The 18144-nt window shown below is 56.3% G+C and carries 8 protein-coding genes; 4 read left to right on the top strand and 4 right to left on the bottom strand.

Annotation, left to right across the window (positions count from 1 at the left end; all coding sequences use genetic code 11):
* Positions 1–10 precede the first annotated feature (10 nt).
* The 4 genes from rbsK to HDF15_RS26490 all read left to right on the top strand — a co-directional run bounded on the left by rbsK (position 11) and on the right by HDF15_RS26490 (position 4589).
* Positions 11–1000, top strand: a complete 990-nt coding sequence (rbsK, locus tag HDF15_RS21350; protein WP_184259291.1) for a ribokinase — start codon at positions 11–13, stop codon at positions 998–1000.
* Entirely contained in the window at positions 975–3164 is a 2190-nt protein-coding gene (locus HDF15_RS21345; protein ID WP_184259288.1) for an SUMF1/EgtB/PvdO family nonheme iron enzyme, read from the top strand. The genes rbsK and HDF15_RS21345 overlap by 26 nt, the downstream gene beginning before the upstream one ends.
* Positions 3164–3973, top strand: coding sequence for a prolyl oligopeptidase family serine peptidase (locus tag HDF15_RS21340; RefSeq protein ID WP_184259281.1), 810 nt, complete (start codon positions 3164–3166; stop codon positions 3971–3973). The genes HDF15_RS21345 and HDF15_RS21340 overlap by 1 nt, the downstream gene beginning before the upstream one ends.
* Positions 3974–4103: 130 nt before the next feature.
* The gene (locus HDF15_RS26490) at positions 4104–4589 is read left to right on the top strand and encodes a superinfection immunity protein (RefSeq protein WP_184259279.1); all 486 of its coding nucleotides are present in this window, start codon (positions 4104–4106) and stop codon (positions 4587–4589) included.
* Positions 4590–4693: 104 nt separating this feature from the next.
* Here HDF15_RS26490 and HDF15_RS21330 read toward each other — a convergent pair whose 3' ends face one another.
* The 4 genes from HDF15_RS21330 to HDF15_RS21315 form a co-directional block, all read right to left on the bottom strand.
* On the bottom strand, positions 4694–7105 hold the full coding sequence (locus HDF15_RS21330; RefSeq protein WP_184259277.1) for a GH92 family glycosyl hydrolase: 2412 nt from the start codon (positions 7103–7105) through the stop codon (positions 4694–4696).
* A 136-nt stretch (positions 7106–7241) separates the two neighbouring features.
* A complete protein-coding gene (locus HDF15_RS21325; RefSeq protein WP_184259275.1) occupies positions 7242–10700 on the bottom strand; it encodes a S53 family peptidase in 3459 nt (1152 codons plus the stop codon).
* A 60-nt stretch (positions 10701–10760) separates the two neighbouring features.
* Positions 10761–13982 (bottom strand): glycoside hydrolase family 38 C-terminal domain-containing protein, encoded by a 3222-nt coding sequence (locus HDF15_RS21320; protein ID WP_184259273.1) that lies wholly within the window; start codon positions 13980–13982, stop codon positions 10761–10763.
* Positions 13983–14201: 219 nt separating this feature from the next.
* The gene (locus HDF15_RS21315) at positions 14202–17831 is read right to left on the bottom strand and encodes a TonB-dependent receptor domain-containing protein (RefSeq protein ID WP_184259271.1); all 3630 of its coding nucleotides are present in this window, start codon (positions 17829–17831) and stop codon (positions 14202–14204) included.
* Positions 17832–18144: the final 313 nt, after the last annotated feature.

Below are 18144 nucleotides of genomic sequence, written 5' to 3'. Positions count from 1 at the left end.
GGAGAAATCAATGCAAAGCGACTCGCGCCCCATTGTTGTCGTGGGCAGTATCAACATCGACCTGGTTTCGAGAGTGCCTCGCATTCCACGTGCCGGGGAAACAATCTTTGGGTACGGCTTTCAAACACATCCTGGAGGAAAGGGCGCAAACCAGGCGGTGGGTATCGCGCGGCTCGGAGGTGTAGTCAAGATGATCGGCATGGTTGGTCGAGATGCCTTCGGAAAAGAGATGCGTGAGCATCTTTCGAAGGAAGGCGTCGACATGACGAGCGTGGGTGATGTCGACGATGCTACGGGAATCGCCAGCATCTTTGTCGACGATGCCGGAGAGAACAGTATTGTTGTTACGGCTGGAGCAAACCTGCATGTTACCCCGGATCTGCTGAGGAGTAAGTCCGAGATTCTTCGCACCGCAGGGGCTGTTCTCACGCAGTTGGAGATTCCAGTTGAGACTGTTTTGTGTCTTTCGGAGATGTGCGCTGAGATGAATGTGCCGCTCATCCTCGACCCGGCACCAGCGCAGACTCTTCCGGCAGAGACGCTTCATGGCGTCACCTGGATGACCCCGAATGAAACCGAGGCGCAGTTCTACGCCAAGGGTGCGACTACGGAAGAGGAGTTGGTGAACATGCTCTTCAAAGCGGGGGCTCACGGGGTCATTTTGAAGCGTGGCGCACTTGGCTCCGTACTGGCTGGCGAAGACCGGATTACGCATCGCATCGCAGCCCATGCCGTGCGCGCCATAGATACCACGGCTGCCGGTGATGCCTTCAATGCTGCGTTTGCTGTCGGCCTGATGAAGGGATATGAACCAGTCAAAAGTGCCGAATTTGCAAGCGTCTCAGCAGCTATCTCTGTGACACGAGCGGGGGCGCAACCATCGCTGGCAACCTGGGATGAAGTCATGGCGTCGTGGAGCGATTTAACGAAACGTCGGAGCAGCCGACATAACGAGGAACCTACTGGGGGAAACAATGCAAAAGTTATCGTTCGGAACTAAAGCAGTTGCGGCCGCAATCTGCTGTGCGTGCTCCCTTGGAATGCACGCGCAGATCGACTATCCGCACCTCAAACTAACCACCGAAGGCATTACCGCACCGGACTGTAACGATGTGGGAAAGCTGCTGATTGGAGGGACGCAGACTTGCTCTCCACAGGGCTATCAGACATGGTTGTCGGAGCTGCGTGGATGGCGCACGAACCGGCATATCCGCATGGGCTACAGCAGCGATATGTACGATCTGCCTGCGCTCCAGTGGACGCAGTCCAGCTTTATCCAACCGCAGATGATGATGGAAGATCGATACTTCTACGATGTCGCGGCTGGCAAGTACACGGTCGATCGCTACCTTGACGACACCGAGAAACGCTATGGAGGCATTGATGCCGTGCTCATCTGGCATACCTATACGAACATCGGCATCGACGATCGCAATCAGTACGATCTCATCCGCGATATGCCGGGTGGCATCCCCGCTGTAAAGCAGATGGTCGCCGATTTTCATCGTCGCGGCGTTAAGGTGTTCTTTCCCGTAATGGTGTGGGATCAGGGCACGCGCGATGAAGGAAAACCCAATTGGACCGCCACTGCGGAGATGATGAAAGAGATCGATGCGGACGGAGTGAATGGCGATACGATGGACGGCCTCCCGAAGGCCTTTAATGATGCGGCTATCAAGATCGGGCACCCTCTGGCATTAGAGCCCGAAGCCTTTCCAGGACACGACGAGATGCTTGCCTGGAACACGATGTCCTGGGGCTACTGGTTGTACCCGTATGCGCCGGATGTGAGCCGCAGCAAGTGGCTGGAGCCGCGTTCCATGGTGAATGTAAGTGCTCGCTGGAGCCACAACAAGACCGATTATCTGCAGGCTGCTTTCTTCAATGGAGTTGGGTTTGAGAGCTGGGAAAATGTCTGGGGCATCTGGAACGGCATTACTCCACATGATGGTGAGGCCATTCGTCGTATGGCTACGATGGAGCGGGGGCTTGCACCGTTCCTGGTAAGTGAGGATTGGCAGCCTTATTACCCCACCGAAAGCCGTGGACTCTTTGCCAGCTACTGGCCGCTGAAGACAAGCGCTGCCTGGACATTGGTGAATCGCAGCGACTATGCCATGCAGGGAGAGCTGCTGCGTGTAAAGGACGCGCCCTCCGGAGCCAAATTTTATGACGTGTATCAGGGTGTGGAGCTGACGCCGAGGATGGAAGGCAAAGATGCTGTACTGTCGTTCGATGTTGGACCTCATGGCTTCGGAGCTGTGCTGCAGGTAAATGGCGTGCTGAGTGCGAGTGAGCAGAGCCTGCTGTCGAAGATGAAGGAGATGACGCAGAAGCCGCTTGAGAGCTACAGCGCTGAATGGAACTTCCTGCCGCAAACACTGGTAGAGATTGCGGCAACAAAGCCCGCATCGGACGCCCCAGCGGCCATGACCAAGATTCCCGCGGTGTCCTATCGATTCCGGGTCGACGGCATTGAGATCGAAGGGCGCGATGACGTGGGTGTGGACTTTCAGTATCCCTGGGAGCCTTCGCCGCGCAGATATCACGATCACGTGATGAACGTGAAGTCTTTCTGGATGGACACGAACCTCGTGACAAACGCGCAGTTCAAAAAGTTTATGGACGCCACCCATTACAAGCCGGCGGATGCTAAAAACTTCCTGCGCGACTGGGAGAAGGGAACCTATCCCAGGGATTGGGCGGACAAGCCCGTCACATGGGTTTCGCTCGAAGATGCGCGTGCCTATGCAACCTGGGCGGGCAAACGGCTTCCGCATGAGTGGGAGTGGCAGTACGCGGCACAGGGAACCGACGATAGGAGATATCCGTGGGGAAACTCCTGGAACGCCGAAGCAGTGCCGACTCCTGACACGGGACGTTCTCTTACTTCTCCGGATGTTGTAGGTGCTCACCCCCATGGGGCAAGTCCGTTCGGAATTCAGGACATGGTGGGCAACGTCTGGCAGTGGACCGATGAATACCAGGACGACCACACGCGTGCCGCAGTGCTTCGCGGTGGCAGCTACTATCAGCCGGGCGGATCTATCTGGTACTTCCCGCAGGCCTACAAAAACGATTCTCATGGGAAGTTTCTGCTCATGGCTCCCAGCGAAGATCGTGCAGGCACAGTGGGCTTCCGCTGTGTGATGGATGCTCAGTAATGACTCTCTCTGGACTCCGAGTTGCCGTTGTCGCTGCCGTTTTGTTTGCGGTGTCTCCTTTCGCATTTGCGAAAGGGGACACCGGTTTTCTGGATAGGTCCATCAATATAGATGGGCAAACCTATCGATATCAGGTCTATCTTCCGGCTGACTTCGATAAAAAGAAATCATGGCCGGTGATTCTGTTTTTGCACTCGGTAAGTCAGCGTGGCGACGACGGCTTACAGCCGGGCGACTTCGGTATAGCGCATGCCATCCGCATCGACCGGGACCGCTTTCCTTTTATCGTTGTGATGCCACAGTGTGGCAAGGATAAGAAGTGGGTAGTTCCGGCTATGCAGAAGATGGTTCTGGCCGAGCTGGATGCTTCTGTTCATGAGTTTCATGGCGATAGAACACGCATCTATCTCACGGGGATTTCGATGGGAGGATTTGGTGTCTGGGAGATGGCGGCCCAATATCCGGGGCGATTTGCGGCCTTCGTTCCTATCTGCGGAGGGATTCATGGCCCGCCTAAAGTGCCCGATGCACGCGTGTCAGTAGCGGCTGATCCTGCCATTGCAGATCCCTATGCCGAAACCGCTCGCCGTATCGGCAAGACCCCTGTGTGGTTCTTCCACGGCAGCGCCGATCCGGTTGTATCGGTAGAAGAGTCTCGGCAGATGGCCGTGGCTCTCAAAGAGTCTCACTCGGATTTTCGATATACAGAATATCCAGGGGCAGGGCACGAGATCTGGGACAAGGCCTACGCAGAGCCCGAATTATTTCACTGGCTTCTATCGCAGGTGTTAGCTGTGCCAACCCGTTGACTGGAGTAAAGATAGGAATGTAGACATCGCCTGCGCAGGCCGATTCGGGAGACTCCACAAGAAGCAGCAGCCTTCCCTCTAGCAAGAAAACTCCGATACTTTAAGAAGGGAGCATCAAGAAGGGGCTGGCATGTTCTTGCTGACGGGACAGACTCACATTCCTCCGTACTCGCATCCGCTTTCTCCGCTGAAGCAGATCCTCTTTGTTCCATATTTAATCTCGGTGGTCGTTTTAACTTTTCTTCCTACCTGGGTGGCCTTGTTTCGGCACCGTTCAGGGGCAGGGAGAATCTTTCTCGCCAATCTATTCCTGGGATGGACGGTCATCGGTTGGATACTCGCGCTGATCTTTGCCTTCCGAAACCCTGAACGGCAGGTGAAAGAGCCGTATATCTGTCGTAATTGCTATACCGTCTCCATGCCCTACATTCGCGGTAGACAGTGGTTTTTCGGGCCAGGAGCACGGAATACAGCGAAGCTCTACAGTGCTGTTGCCCCAGTGCTTTCGTGTCCTCGATGCCGCGCTCCGAATCCAATTCCATTGGATACACCTGCCGGACGTGAGATCGCCAGTCGAGCTGAGGCCTTGTCGGCTATGCCTTCGTCAAATTCATAACTAGATACTCGTTATTCTTTTAAGTACACAGGCCGCGTACGCAAACTCTTCTTGCGTACGCGGCCCATGTGCTTGATCGGCAGATCTGAATCTAGATGTGTAAATCAGAAGGAGGGTGGCTGATCCTTTGGATTCGCACCCCAGCTCTTGTTCGGTGTGGCCGATAGATCGAAATCCAACGTTCCGCCATGAAGAGCAAAGGTCTCAGGCAGCCAGGGCTTTGTCTGGGCTTTGCCGTCGACCTTCAGGGCTGTTACGTAGAGTGCCTCTGGATTCGCCGCAGGCGCATGAATGATGATGTCTCCAGCGGCCCGGTGCACCACGGCTTTTGTAAAGATCGGGCTACCCAATAGCAACTCCGCCCGGCCGGGAATCTCCGGATATAGACCCAGGGATGCAAATACAGCCCAGGAGGACATCTCTCCAAGATCGTCGTTTCCTGGAATGCCATCGGGAGCGTTCTTCCATACATGGGCCAGTACCGTTTGGACTAGCTGCTGCGTCTTCCAGGGCTGGCCGGCAAAATCATAAAGCCAGGGTGTTTCGATCGAAGGTTCATTATTCAACTCGGCATGTAGCGGCCCAGCGTTTGTTACAGCAGGGGCACCTTTCGCGTCGTAGAAGAATGCATCCAGCCGAGCGGTAGCTTTTTGGTTGCCACCCATCACATCAAACAGGCCGCGCACATTGAAGGGCACCATCCAGACGTATTGAGCGGCGGTGCCTTCTACGAAGCCATCTTCGGTGGAGGGAACAAAAGGATGTGCGGCTTTATCGTTGTCGTCTTTTACCAGAGCCCATGTTCCATCGGCATTCCGATTCTGGAAGTAGCCTCCTTCTGGAGTGGCATGGGGGTTCCATAGATTGCGCCAATATTCGGCACGCTTGGCAAAGCGATCGGCAATCTCTTTCTCGCCCAGGCGGCGAGCGAGGGAGGAGATACCGAACTCAGCCGTAACATCCTCCAGCGTGTCTGCTGTCGGCCCCCATGCTGGAGCGCCCACGGGGATGTAGTGCAGCTTGAGCCACTGGTCGAGGCCGGGGCGTTCTCCAGCACATTCAACAGGGCAGCCCGCATCGCTTAGATCGGCCTTGGTCGGTTGCTCTGCCGCGCGGACCAGCAGATCAAGTGAGGTATGAGCATCGAACCCGTGACCGCCAAAGGCCCAGATATCGGCCAGCGCGGGAGCTGCAGGATCTCCGTTCATCACATGCGTGGCGCCGGAGTTGTGTGTCCAGCGATCCCACGTTCCGTCGCTCGCTTGTGCCTGATTCAGGAGGCTCTGTGCGATGTCGCTGCCTAGAGCCGGGTCGAGCCACGTCAGCAACTGGAGCTGCGAGCGGTAGACATCCCATCCCGAGAAGTTTGCGTACTGCGCGCGTTGTCCTTTGGCTACCTCGTGGACCTGTCCATCCATGCCGCGATACTTTCCGTTCACGTCGCTGGCGATAGTTGGTGTCATCAAGGAGTGATAGAGCGCCGTGGTGAAGATCGTCTGCTGATCCTTCGTTCCACCCTCAATCTCAATCTGGTTCAGCTTCTGATTCCAGGCAGCCTCGGCCTTCTCGCGCAAAGCCTCGAAGGTCATTCCTTCAGGATTCTCCGCTTTCAAATTCTCCCGCGCATCGGCTTCGCTGACGTAAGAGATGCCAACCCGAACATGCACCTGCTTTGCCTGTGCAGGATCGAAGCTGATCCAGGCTCCCGACCCTTGTCCCTTTTCAGGAAAGCCTTTCTGTCCATATCCAGTTCCGCCTGAAGCTTCCTGGCTATCGGGTGTCAGCTTTGCATTCTGCCAGGTGCCTGATTGAAGAATGGGTTGGTCGAACTGAGCCACGAAGTAGACCGTGTAGTAGCTGCGTTGATCTACCTTGTCGATGTACCCGCAGAAGTTACCGCTTGTAACCGAGCCTGAGACGGTGCGGGCCTTTGCGTCTACAGAGGTATGGGCATCTGTAGAGCCTACCTCGGAGTCCGAGGTGCGAATCAAAACGGTTGCGGCTGAACCTTGAGGGAAGTGGAAGAGAGCAGAGCCGGAGTGCACGGAGGCGGTAAGGTCGACGCCCACACCGTTGTCTAAGTCCACGTGGTAATAGCCAGGATGTGCGATCTCTTTGGAGTGGCTGAAGCCAGAGGCGTAGGCATGTCTGAAGTCCGAAGAGGGTGATTCCTTAACGTCTTCTGTAATGGGCATCAAGGGAATATCTCCCGATCCTCCGGCGCAGCCCCATCCTTCCACGTTGGTAAGGCTGAAACCTCTTATCTGTGTTGCCTTGTATTCATAGCCGCCGGGAGCGGCAATCATCCCAGTCGGCTTAACTGGACTGGCCTCAGGACTGAACTGCACCATGCCGAAGGGCAGGGTCGCGCCGGGAAACACATTTCCTCCGGCAGTGGTTCCAATCAGTGGATTTACCAGGGAGACCGGTCCCTGCGTCTGCCCTTCGCTGATACCGGCTACAGCAGCTATAGCTATAACACCCAATACAACACTACGAACATTCAACAAAGTCATCTGATCTTGCTCTCCACTACCTTTCCTGAGAATGGATTCTCAGGTCTCTTCCATAGCTTATCGCGACATCTGCTCCGGACTTTCAGGGTTCACGAATAAGCCCTGACGGTCCGGAGCAGAGACGAATCGCAATCGACTAATAGTTGTTACGAAATGGCCAGGACGACGCCTCCTCGTCAGAGAGCAGGGTGATGGCCAGCGTGATTACATCGCGATTGTTCGGCAACTCGATGGACTGGATGGCTTTTCCGGCATCGAGCGGCAGGATGTACTGGTAGAGGTTGAAGGTCCGGTCATCCTGCGTGCCATCCGACAGATCGCGATAGGGCATGGCGAACACCCTGTATTCGTTGGGGAACGAGCCTGGCGAGAACCAGTCGCTGAAACTCTGCGTGAGCGTCTGCTGCAGTGTCTTCTTCTCTCTTGATCCGTCGGTGTAGGTGACGATGACCGATTGATCTGTCTCGGCTCCCTGGACTCCGGTTCCCAGCAGACGGAGCTGGTTGAAGTGTCCGGCAGGCAGAGTGATTGCGGTGCCAGCGCCGAACACAATGTTCGGTTGGTTGGCGGCTGCGAGGTTGTACTTGATTCCGTTGATGGCCACGCTCGCCGGACCACTTTGAACGCCCAGCAGGTTTGCTGAATAGGCCGTGCCGCCAGCGTCAATGCCGCCGCTGCCGTCAAAGGAGGTTCCGTCTGTATAAAGCCCAGTTGCGTTGAATGCACTGGCTAGATTGACCTGGGTCCCCAGATAGGGGTTAGCCAGGGTTGCCGCCAACACGATGACACTCGAATCGGAAGGCAGGGTTAGGCTCTTCACGTGCTTCGTGTTGTCCAAAAGGAAGGTGTATCCATACAGATTGAAGGGCCGGTCGTCTTGTGTGCCGCTCGCTATGTTGCGATAGGGCATGGCTACGGCTTCTGCCTCTCCGAGGTTGTTCGAAGGGGAGAACCAATCGCTGAAGCTCTGGGTGAACTTGGAAGTTGTCCCATCGGTGTAGGTGACAACGATGGGTTGCGACGCTTGATTGCCATTGATGCCTGATGCCAACAACTGCAGTGTGGCAAAGCGGCCTTCGGGGAGAGTGATGATCTGTCCTGCACCGGCAACGGCATTCGCTACATTGGCTTTGCCGAAGTTGAATTGAACGCCATTCAGAACACGCGATGGAGTGAGCAGGTTCGACGAGAAGGCAAACCCTGCCAGCCCGCCCTGCGTTGTGAAGTTGGTGCCATCGCTATAGAAGCTATCCACGTTGTAAGCCGACGATAGATCGACTGGAACACCCGTTCCTCTTCTACCTGTTCCGGCATTGACAGCAAGGGATACGGCAGAGAAGCTCTGCGAGATACTGCCAGACTGTGCACCGACAGAGACCATGTTGCCGATCCCCGTCAGCGCCTTGCTGTCGGCAGTCAGAATCAGCGTGCTATTGCCTTGCTTTCCGCTTTTGAAGATCTTGCCCTGTACTCCTGTTGGAAGAGCGGCGTTGAGCGAGAGTTTTACGTTGCCGTCAAAGCCGTTTTCTGAAGCCGTAGTCACCGACGCCGTCGTAAAGTCATCCTGGTTGATGTAGAGAGTAGTGGGTGAGACCTTTAATCCGAAGTCCGGCAGGCCCAGCGAGATATAAGCCGACTGTGAGATTCCTTCACTGCTGCCAGAGATCTCGATCAGGATATTTCCCGCTGGAGCCGCGCTTGTCGTTGTGATGTTCAGCGTCGACGAACCGGTCCCAGTGATGGAAGAGGGACTAAGAGTAGCTGTCACTCCCGCAGGCGCACCAAGAATCGTTACCGCGAGATTGACGGCTCCGTTGAAGCTATTCGTGGGGACTACGGTGATCGTTGCCTGGCTTGTCTCTCCTGGCTTCAACTCGATTTTGGAAGGTGTAGCAGAGAGGCTGAAGTTCGGGCTGGAGGCATTTACCGGAGCGAGTGTATCCAGCATGGTCTGCCCGTTGGGAGAACCCCATCCGGTGACCAGGTCGTATCCCGTCGTTGCGGAAAACAGGCTGGGGCTGCTGCTGTTGAAGTTGTTGCCTGTCGTGATGTCATGGAAGAGCCTTGTGTAGGCGGACGACTGGCCCAGGGTATAGACCGTCGTATTCAGGAAGCCGATCGGATGACCATTGGCCTGTTCGTTGGCCAGCGCAAGGTATCCTGCCCAGCGCGGTGCCGCGAGGCTTGTGCCGCCGATTCCATTGCTGCAGGTGCCGTTCGCGCAGAAGTAGTTATCCTGGTTCGCTTCCATCGCAACATCGGGAATATTGCGGAAGCTCGCCGATCCCTGGTTCAGCCCGGTGATAACCGGAGTCTGATAGGCCGGGATGGGTGACTGCGTGTTCCATCCGCCGCCACTGCCTATCCATCCTGATTCAGAGACCCAGACTCCGCCCGGCCCTGAAGTAACAAGATCTGTACCGCCTACCGCTACGATGTTCGGGCTGTTGCCGGGATAACCTACCGTGCCGACTGCGGCACCGGCGTCGCCGGAGGACACGAATACGTTCTGTCCCTGCGCTTGAAGCTCCATGAAGACCTGTTCGTAGCCCGGCTCTGTAGCTGGCGTTCCACCCCAACCGAAGGAGAGGCTGATCTGTTTTGCGATGTCGTCTTCAGCGGCTTGTGTGAAAGCTGTCTGGGCATCGGTGTTCGGTCCATTGGTCTCATAGATGATCAGCGCGGAAAGATTGGGCGCCATCGAGGTAGCCTGTTCAATGTCGATCACCTCTTCACCATCGTCACAACCATTTGTCGCCGGTGTTCCAGAGCAGATGCCATCTACCCCTAGCAACACGTTATAGATCGGCACCTTGAGCTGCTGGCCGATGGTGCTGTAGTAGGCCTGTACGTCGCTGAGGTTATAGGGCCCCAGTTCGACAAGTGCTACCGTCTGGCCGGAACCATCCAGGGTTACTCCGGGAGCATAGGCGGCGCGCATATCGCTGCCGAGGAACTGACCGCTTGGCCCGGAGCCGGTGGTGAAGCTCTGTGCCGCATGGCTATCGGCTAGCTTCAGCATCGAGCGAGGCTGGTTGTAGTTGCTCAAACCATGGACATCCAGAATCGGCAATCCAGGCTCGAGGGTAGGTTCGACGTTCGGCGCGAAAAAGGTCCGGTTTTCTGTGGGGTGATGATATGTTCCTATCTTCACTCCGAAGGTTTGATTTACCACAGAGACCGGAGCGCTTACGTTCACCAGCATCCGGTTTGTATGGGTGCGGGTTACGGTCATCCCCTTCGATTGGGCATAGCTAACAACTTTGTTGTAATCCGCCTCGGTCGGGCCAAACTGTTCTGTGAACTGCTGGACGGTAAGGTACTTCCCATACTGCGGGCTGGCCGGATCGTGAAGCTGCTGGAGCAGCGTCTGGAGTTGTGCCACGTTCCGCAGGGGCAGGGTGATGGAAAGATTGAGAGGCTGCGAGCCTGGGAGTTGTCCCAGGCTCTTGGCGTTGGAGGGTGCAGCAACACTGGCGGGCAGATTGCGGCGCTGAGATTGAGCATGAACAGATAACCATGCGTTGGCAGTGGTGCAAACCATAAGAGAGAAGAGAACTGACTTGAAAAATGATTTACGGCTGACGAGAAACATTTTCGTGCCTCCAGTTGACTCATTTATTTCGGGCAAAAGGCAGATGAAATCGTTACAGCTTTACTTCCCTTGGGCGTGGTTTGGATAGTGGACGCGAATCGTGAGGATTTCGTAGGGATGAATAGGAACATGCATCTCGCCGTTAGCCACAGGGATAGGATCTCCCTCTGGCTTTTCCAGCAGATTGACTACGGTTGCATCCGTGGCACCCGGTGGCACCTGGATCTTTAGATCTTCTTCCTTGCCCTTCCACTCATAGACACGGAAGATAAGTCCATCGCTATCCTCCGCTTTCTTGAGAGCTGTGAGCACGACGTTCTCTGGTTTGACAGAGACATAGCTATGCTCAAGCGGCATCTCTCCTGCATGGATTCCCGCCTGCATGGCAGCTAGTTTGTAGTTGAACTCATAGCCATGGCGTACGGTGAGCGCCTGCTTCCAGTCGCCGCTGTGAGGGTAGAGAGCATAGCTGAAGTGATGATGTTCGCGATCTGCGTCTGGATCAGGCGAGATCGGCGAACGCAGCAGGGACAACCGCAGGATATTGCCGGTAGCGTCATAGCCGTACTTCGATTCATTGATGAGGCTCAAGCCCTCGGCTGTTGAGCCGAGGTCGGCCCAACGCAAGGCCGGTACTTCAAACCTTGCTTTCTCCCAGCTGTTATCTCGTGTGGTGGGGCGCTCGATCGTTCCATAAGGAATCTCGTAAGTCGCCTTGGGGCTGCTCTCTTTCAGAGCAAAAGCGCTCTTCAGGAGAACGTGTGTCTCGTGCCAATCGATGTCGTTCTCAACCTCGACCTGGTCTGCTCCGGTATAGAGGATGATGTTTTGAACGAACTTTGATTTCTGCCAGGTACGAGTTACACGAATCACCGCGCGCAGTGGGCTCTTTTCGACTACCTCGACGGAGTCGGCTGTATTGAGCTTTGTCGGCGGTTGATCCAGGGTTCCCGGATCGATATTCCACGCGTCGAAGTTCTTCGGTGTGTCTTTGAAGGCTTCTAACTCATTGCCGCAACTTCCCGGTGCCAGAATCTCGGCTTTAGAGGCTTTGTCGTACAGGCTGGTGATGCAGCCTGTGTGTGCATCGATTGCAACGCGGACCTTGGTGTTTTCAAGCGTCAAGCCACTGGCTTTAAGATCGCTGACAAACTCCCTCTTTCCGGGGACTGCGTTGAGCACGGTGTATCCCAGCGAGGGAACATGGTCAGCTTTGACCAGAAGCTTGTAGCTGCCCGTCGAAGCATCATGCGAAAGAACCTCGGAAGGGATCACATGGTTTTTGTTATCGACGATCGAGATATCGCCTTTGACGGCCTCCGGCATCTGTACGTCTACCGTGAAGACTCCCGACCTCTCCCAGGCAAGGGGATTGAAGACCACGACGGGCACCTTTCCTGCGGCAGAGGTATCGATTCTTGAGACGAGCGTCTTGAGCGCATCTTGAGAGATCTCATTGGTGGCCCAGTGCACCTGATCGAAGTCGCGTTGAGCGTCCTTGTAGATAACGCCGACTCCTGAACCGGCGGCCAGGTCATGAAAGTCATTGAAGGTGATCTTCTTCCATGCCTCTGTCAGCTCTGTTGAGGGATAGGTCTTGCCGTCCAGCCAGGCGAGCGAGGCATACTTTTCAGCATTCAATGCCCACTCTTCGCTGTCTCTCATGTTGCGCTTGTGGTCGGCCTGGGTGGTGAAGACTCCGCGGTGGTATTCGAGGTAGAGTTCGTCCTTCCAGGTGGGGATGGAGATCTTGCCTTCGACGGGATCGGGGGACGTATAGCCTTTGGCGATCGAGTCGTAGTTCCATGTTTTGGACTCGGAGGCCAGCTTGCTCTCTGCATTGCCAAAGAACGCGGTCGCGGTTCCAAACTTGAAGTTCGGAACGATGCTGGAGGCATGCGCCCAATGGGTGCCTTCGTCGAGCATGGCGCGAGTGGGCCCTCCGCCGTGATCGCCTACGCCGTACAGGTCCATCATCTCGGTCATGCCGGGGGCGTCTTTGCGGGCCTGCACCAGATCGGAGGAGAGGTGTACGGGCTCCAGGTTTTTATCGTCGTATCCATGCGGAAAGTAGGTCAGAACTTTGCTGCCGTCCGGCGACTCCCACCAGAAGAGCTTGAGCGGTAGATGGTTGGTGTCGTTCCATGACATCTTCTGCGTGACAAAGTAATCGATGCCCGACTTCTTATAGATCTGTGGGAGCTGCCAGTTGTATCCAAACGAATCGGGGTTCCAGCCGATGCGAACGTCAACCCCGTAGTGCTGCTGATACCAGCGTTTTCCAATCAATAGTGTTCTGACCTGCGATTCTCCGTCAGGCATATTCAGGTCTGGTTCTACCCACATGCCACCTACAATCTCCCAGCGGCCATCCTTGATGCGCTGCTTGATCTGGTCGTTCATGTCGGGATACTTCTCTGCAAGCCAGTCGTTATACTGCGCGGCGGATTGGGTATAGGTGTACTCCGGATATTCATTCATCAATTGCAATGCTGTTCCGAAGGTTCTCTTCACCGCATCAACGGTCTCCGTCCAGGGCCACAGCCAGGCCGCGTCGATGTGAGAGTTGCCGGTGAGATGAAAGGTGAATTGTTTGAGCGAAGCGCTCAGGCTATTCATCGATTGCTGTGCCTGGGTCAATGAGGTGTCAAAACGTTGCTGATCGTGGGAGTCAAGGGCCTTCAGATCCACTTGTTCCAGGGTCTTATCCAGGCCGGGAACCTTGCTGGAATCATCAGATGTAAGGCTTGGTATCAAGAGGGCCGCAGATAGGATCTCCGAACGAAAATCCTCCGGGTTCGGGCGGTTCGCGGCGAAATCAATCTTCAGGCTTGCGGGCTGCAGATATTTCGTTCCGGTAGTCTGCAGCAGTTTCACTGCGACCAGCGCCTTCTCTCCTGGCTTTGCCTTGTCGAAGAGGACAATGGGTTCGAGGTCTTCTCCCAGCGCCACGCGGCGGCCATTGAAATAGATAATCTCTGGCATCGCATCATCTGCCGCGGCATGGAAGTTAAACCAGATGCGAGTGCCGGACAAGCTATAGCCATGCAGCGTCTCTGGCACTTCAATCCAGCTTCTGCACCAGAGGGCCTCCTTTGGATATTCGCTCCACTCAGAAGGCTTGGTCTTCACTTCGAGGGGCTTCCATGAGGTGTCGTCTAGATCCTGATCTTCTCCGTGAGCTACATCTCCTGAGTGACACTTCCACGAAGTCGGCGGAAGTTGGCTCAGCCCTCCCAGACGAGTTACAACCTCCTGCGAGTGCGCAGAGAGCGACTTCATTGCTTTTTCGGAGTTAGGGGATGATTGCGCGAGGGCAAGACCTGCTACTCCGGCACTCAGCAAAACACATGCAAACGATCTGGAAATGGGCTTCAAGAGCAAAGACACTGTCACGATGGACCCCTTCAAACAATTGATTTGGGTTGAGGAGAAGGCGTTCGGAGGGAACTCTGCATGCGTTGTTACTGCATGCAGAGTTCCCTCCGATATGCCAATGGGTTAGAAGAGGACTTTGAGTGAGAGCTGTATCTGGCGCGGGAAGTTCTGCTGGGTGGCTCCGACGGTACCGTAGCCGGACCAGGCGCCAGGATCATTGGGGTTGGTCACCTGATTGTTACGAGTCAGGGGATCGTTGACGTTGCCGAGGGTAGGACCACCGAAGATCGGGGTGTTGGTCAGATTGAAGGCTTCGGCCTTGAACTGGAGTTCGGAGGCGCGGTAGAGGCTGACCCGCTTTTCGACGCCGATCTGAGTCTGCTGTGCGTAGGGAGCGCGAACCTTGCTGGTGATGGGAAGGATCGTGGTGGCGGTGTAGGGTCCAAAGGCGACCTGGCAGTTGGCGGACTTGCCTGTGCCAAATGCCTGAACGTTGTCGGAGTTGTTGAGCCAGGACTTGTAGCTGCGGTGTCCGGTGGGACGGATGTCATATTGCCCACCGCAGGCGTAGGTGTAGTTGGTCTGAAGGTTGTTGTTGCCGGGGGTCCCACCAATGGGAGTACCGCCGGAGTTCTGGAAGATCCAGTCGAGCTGCCAGCGGCTGACGAGTTGGCTGACGACGCCGTTGGTGTGGTTGAGGAAAGCGGCTCCGCGACCGAAGGGAAGGGTATAGAGGCCGCTGATGGAAAGGTCGTAGGGACGGTCTGCGCCGTCGACAGCATAGTAGGGAAGAGGGTCGACGAGGCTGGCGTTAGTGTTGTTGAGGCGGTTGGTGGCACCCATTGTTTTGGAGTAGGTGAAAGAGACGAGGACACTCAGGCCGCCAAGGAGGGAGTGTTGGTCCGAGACACGGCGCTCCAGCTTAGCCTGCAGTGCGTTGTAGTCGCTGTATCCGATAGGCACGTTGTTGTCGTAGACAGAGGTGAACTGGGGAAACGGTGTGAGGAGCTGCGCCTGTTTGGTGGTAGAGCTCTGGCCAAGATTGGATGCGGGATCGATATGGCCGTAAAAGGGATTTGCGACCTGATTGTTGAGGTACGCACCATTGTCGGAGTGGCCCTGTGCGAACTGTGTAGGTGTAAGTCCGTTCATCTGGGTTCCAACACGGAGGCGTGTGGTGACGTTACCAACATACGACACGTCAAAGATGGTTTTGAAGGGACCAGCCGCCTGGATGCCAAAGGAGTATTGGCGGACGAGGGGAATCTTACGATTGCGCTGATCGTAACCGATGGAGTTGCCGACCTCGCTGAGAAGGCCAGGGGCGCTGCCCGGAGGCGCGATGGCACCGGTGGGGTAGGGTGTGCCCGTGTTGAAGTAGCCGCTTGGGGTTCGGCCGCCGTCAAGGCTGGCGGCGTAGTTGGTCGTCTGCTGCCAGCTGCTTTGGCCGCCAAGTTCGATACCGAGACCGGTGGCGAGTCCAAAGCCGCCGCGAAGAACGAACGTGGGGGTAATGGCAAAGGAGACGCCGATCTTGGGCAGGAAGTCGCCAACGAAGTTCTGGTAGGCGGTGAAGTTGGAAGAGGCAAACTGGTAGCCGCCGAGGAGCGGGTTGGGAATGCCGCCTGCTCCGTTGAGGACGGAGGTGAGAGGGTTGACGCAGGTCGAGCAGAATCCCGCAGTGAGCTCCTGGTTGCGATCCATGGGGGAAGTTTCGGTCTCCCAGCGGAGGCCAAGGTTAAAGGTCAGATTCTTGCTGGCCTTCCAGTCATCCTGGATGTAGGCGGCGTAGTAGTTATAGCTCTCGTAGCGGGAGTCGTACCAGTCGACGGCGCCGCTGTCAGGATCGCCGAGGAGGATGGCAGCGATGCCATCGCCATCGCCGACATTATGGTAGGGGTCCTGCTGGGTGAACTGCTGGGCAAAGGTGAACTGACCGTTCGGGCCGTTGTTGCCGCTGATGCCGCTGGGAACGTCGTGGAAGAGCATGCCTTCGAAGCCGTAGTGCAGGCTGTGAGGGCCGACGGTCTGGTTCTGGGAGATGGCGAGGTCGTAGGTCTCGAAGGTGGAGTCGGCGGAGAGGTGATTGCCGATGAAGTTGGCCGTGCAGCAGTTGTACATGTTGATTTCGGGTGGGAGGGTAGCAGGTGAAGTGGGAATGACGGGCATGTTGAGACCCATGCTGGCTGCGGTGAAGGAGGCGGGGGCGAGGCCGGCTGCGGCTCCACCGTCGGGATCTTTGCTGATCGCGCGATTCCAGGCGGCGCGGACGTCAAGGACGCGGGTCGGGGAGAAGGTGTGGGTGATGTCGAAGACGGACGTGTAGGTGGTGCGGTGATTATCGATGTCGCCCTGGGAGATGGGAGCGGGGAGGCCGGAAGAGTTGCGATACTCCTGTCCGCCGAAGTAGACGAACATGCCGTAAGCACGGGTCTTGTCGGAGAAGTCGTGATCGACACGAACCATTGGCTGGTTGTAGGTGTAGCGACCGGGATCGGCAGCAACGTAATTATTGCTGTACGTGTCGTTGACTATGTTGGGCTTGGGTAGGAGCTTGAGGAAGCCGAGGCCGATAGCGCTGATGCGGTTGGCGGGGATGGTGTTGTTCGGAAACTGGTCGCGAGTGTAATTCTGGCAGGGGTTTTGGCCGATTGTCTTGCAGCGTGTGGTGGCGGGGTCGTAGATGTCGTGTCCGCTGGTCGCGGCGAGGTAGTTGGTGAGGTTGACACTGCCATCGATTCCTGGAAGCATGTCCGCAGTAGCGACGCCGGTGACGACGCCGACGGGAAGGACTTCACGCCATCCTTCGAAGGAGAAGAAGAAGTAGGTGTGCTTGCGCCAGGCATAGCCACCGACAGTGCCGCCGAACTGGTGCTGGTTGTGGAAGGGCTTGGCCGCATTCTGCTGGTTGAGCTGGAAGGTGTTGGCGTCGAGGATGGAGTTGCGCCAGAAGTCGTACAGCGTGCCATGGTAAGTGTCGTTGCCGCTCTTCATCACCGTGTTGACGGTTCCACCGGTTTCGCGGCCGTACTGCGCGTCGTAGGTATTCGTCATGACTTTGAACTCTTCCACCGCGTCAATGGTGGGGGCGACGTTCCAGGTGCCGGCGCCTCCTCCTCCTTGTGCGGAGACGGGAGCTCCGTTCAGAGAGAACTGATTCTGGGTGCCGGATTGTCCGTTGATGGAGTACGCGTTGGTCTGATCCCAGGCGCGCGTGCCGGAGTTGCCGCCCGGACCAAAGGTGGTCGTGGTGAAGCGAGTGCCGGGGGTGAGGCCGAGCAGGGTGTAAAGCTGGCGGCCATTGAGCGGGAGGTTCTGGATCTTTTCAGGATCGAGGACGGTACCCAGGGAGGCATCCGAGGTGTTGATGCCGGCGCTGGTGTCGGTAACGGTGACCGTCTCATTCGCACCCCCCGCCATTAGGCGGAAGGTGAGGGCGACCTTGGAGGAGACGTCGATATGGACATTTATCTGGGACTCAATGGCGAAGCCGGGCGCCTCGACCGAAACAGTATAGGTGCCCAGGTCGACGAAAGGGACCACGAACTGACCGTTGGCCGCAGAGACGGCCTTGTACGTCTGCTGAGGACCCTTTGCGACCACCTTCGCCCCAGGAATTACAGCTCCGGATGGATCCAGAACCTGTCCGGAGATCGTTCCGCGATACTCCTGCGCCTTCCCTATTCCGGTAAATAGCCCTATGAGAAGAAAGAGGATGCCACTTATGTGTGCGGCCTTTTTGAGTTTATGCATTGCCAGCCCCCAAATGAATTTCTGGTCGCCTAAGCGAGGATTCGGCCCAGATGTTTGGTTTGCCAAACCCTATGCTCCGTAAGCGGTAAAGTCCTGAGATGTTCTGAAATTTTTGTGAAATCCATCTGAAACCCATAAATAGGGCGAATTATTCAGTTATGTAGCGTTTTGAGCTTTCACCGGATATTTGTATTCCCGCCAGGAGTAGCCCGTAAGGAAGCCGGTCTCGTTCGAGATTGTGGGGGATGTCTGGTAAGATTGCTCCCACCAGCAAACCCACAAGCGCCACCTGAGAGTCAGGGCGCACCTCTCC

Source organism: Granulicella mallensis, assembly GCF_014203225.1.
Classification (GTDB): domain Bacteria; phylum Acidobacteriota; class Terriglobia; order Terriglobales; family Acidobacteriaceae; genus Granulicella; species Granulicella mallensis_A.
The sequence above is the reverse complement of the archived record's forward strand: the minus strand, read 5'-3'. Positions and strand labels throughout refer to the sequence as shown.

Excerpts from the sequence above, each read along its gene's own strand:
- HDF15_RS21340 (WP_184259281.1), top strand. The coding sequence starts at position 3,164 with ATGACTCTCTCTGGACTCCGAGTTGCCGTTGTCGCTGCCGTTTTGTTT.
- HDF15_RS26490 (WP_184259279.1), top strand. The coding sequence starts at position 4,104 with ATGTTCTTGCTGACGGGACAGACTCACATTCCTCCGTACTCGCATCCG.
- HDF15_RS21330 (WP_184259277.1), bottom strand. The coding sequence starts at position 7,105 with ATGACTTTGTTGAATGTTCGTAGTGTTGTATTGGGTGTTATAGCTATA.
- HDF15_RS21325 (WP_184259275.1), bottom strand. The coding sequence starts at position 10,700 with ATGTTTCTCGTCAGCCGTAAATCATTTTTCAAGTCAGTTCTCTTCTCT.
- HDF15_RS21320 (WP_184259273.1), bottom strand. The coding sequence starts at position 13,982 with ATGAAGTCGCTCTCTGCGCACTCGCAGGAGGTTGTAACTCGTCTGGGA.
- HDF15_RS21345 (WP_184259288.1), top strand. The coding sequence starts at position 975 with ATGCAAAAGTTATCGTTCGGAACTAAAGCAGTTGCGGCCGCAATCTGC.
- rbsK (WP_184259291.1), top strand. The coding sequence starts at position 11 with ATGCAAAGCGACTCGCGCCCCATTGTTGTCGTGGGCAGTATCAACATC.
- HDF15_RS21315 (WP_184259271.1), bottom strand. The coding sequence starts at position 17,831 with ATGCATAAACTCAAAAAGGCCGCACACATAAGTGGCATCCTCTTTCTT.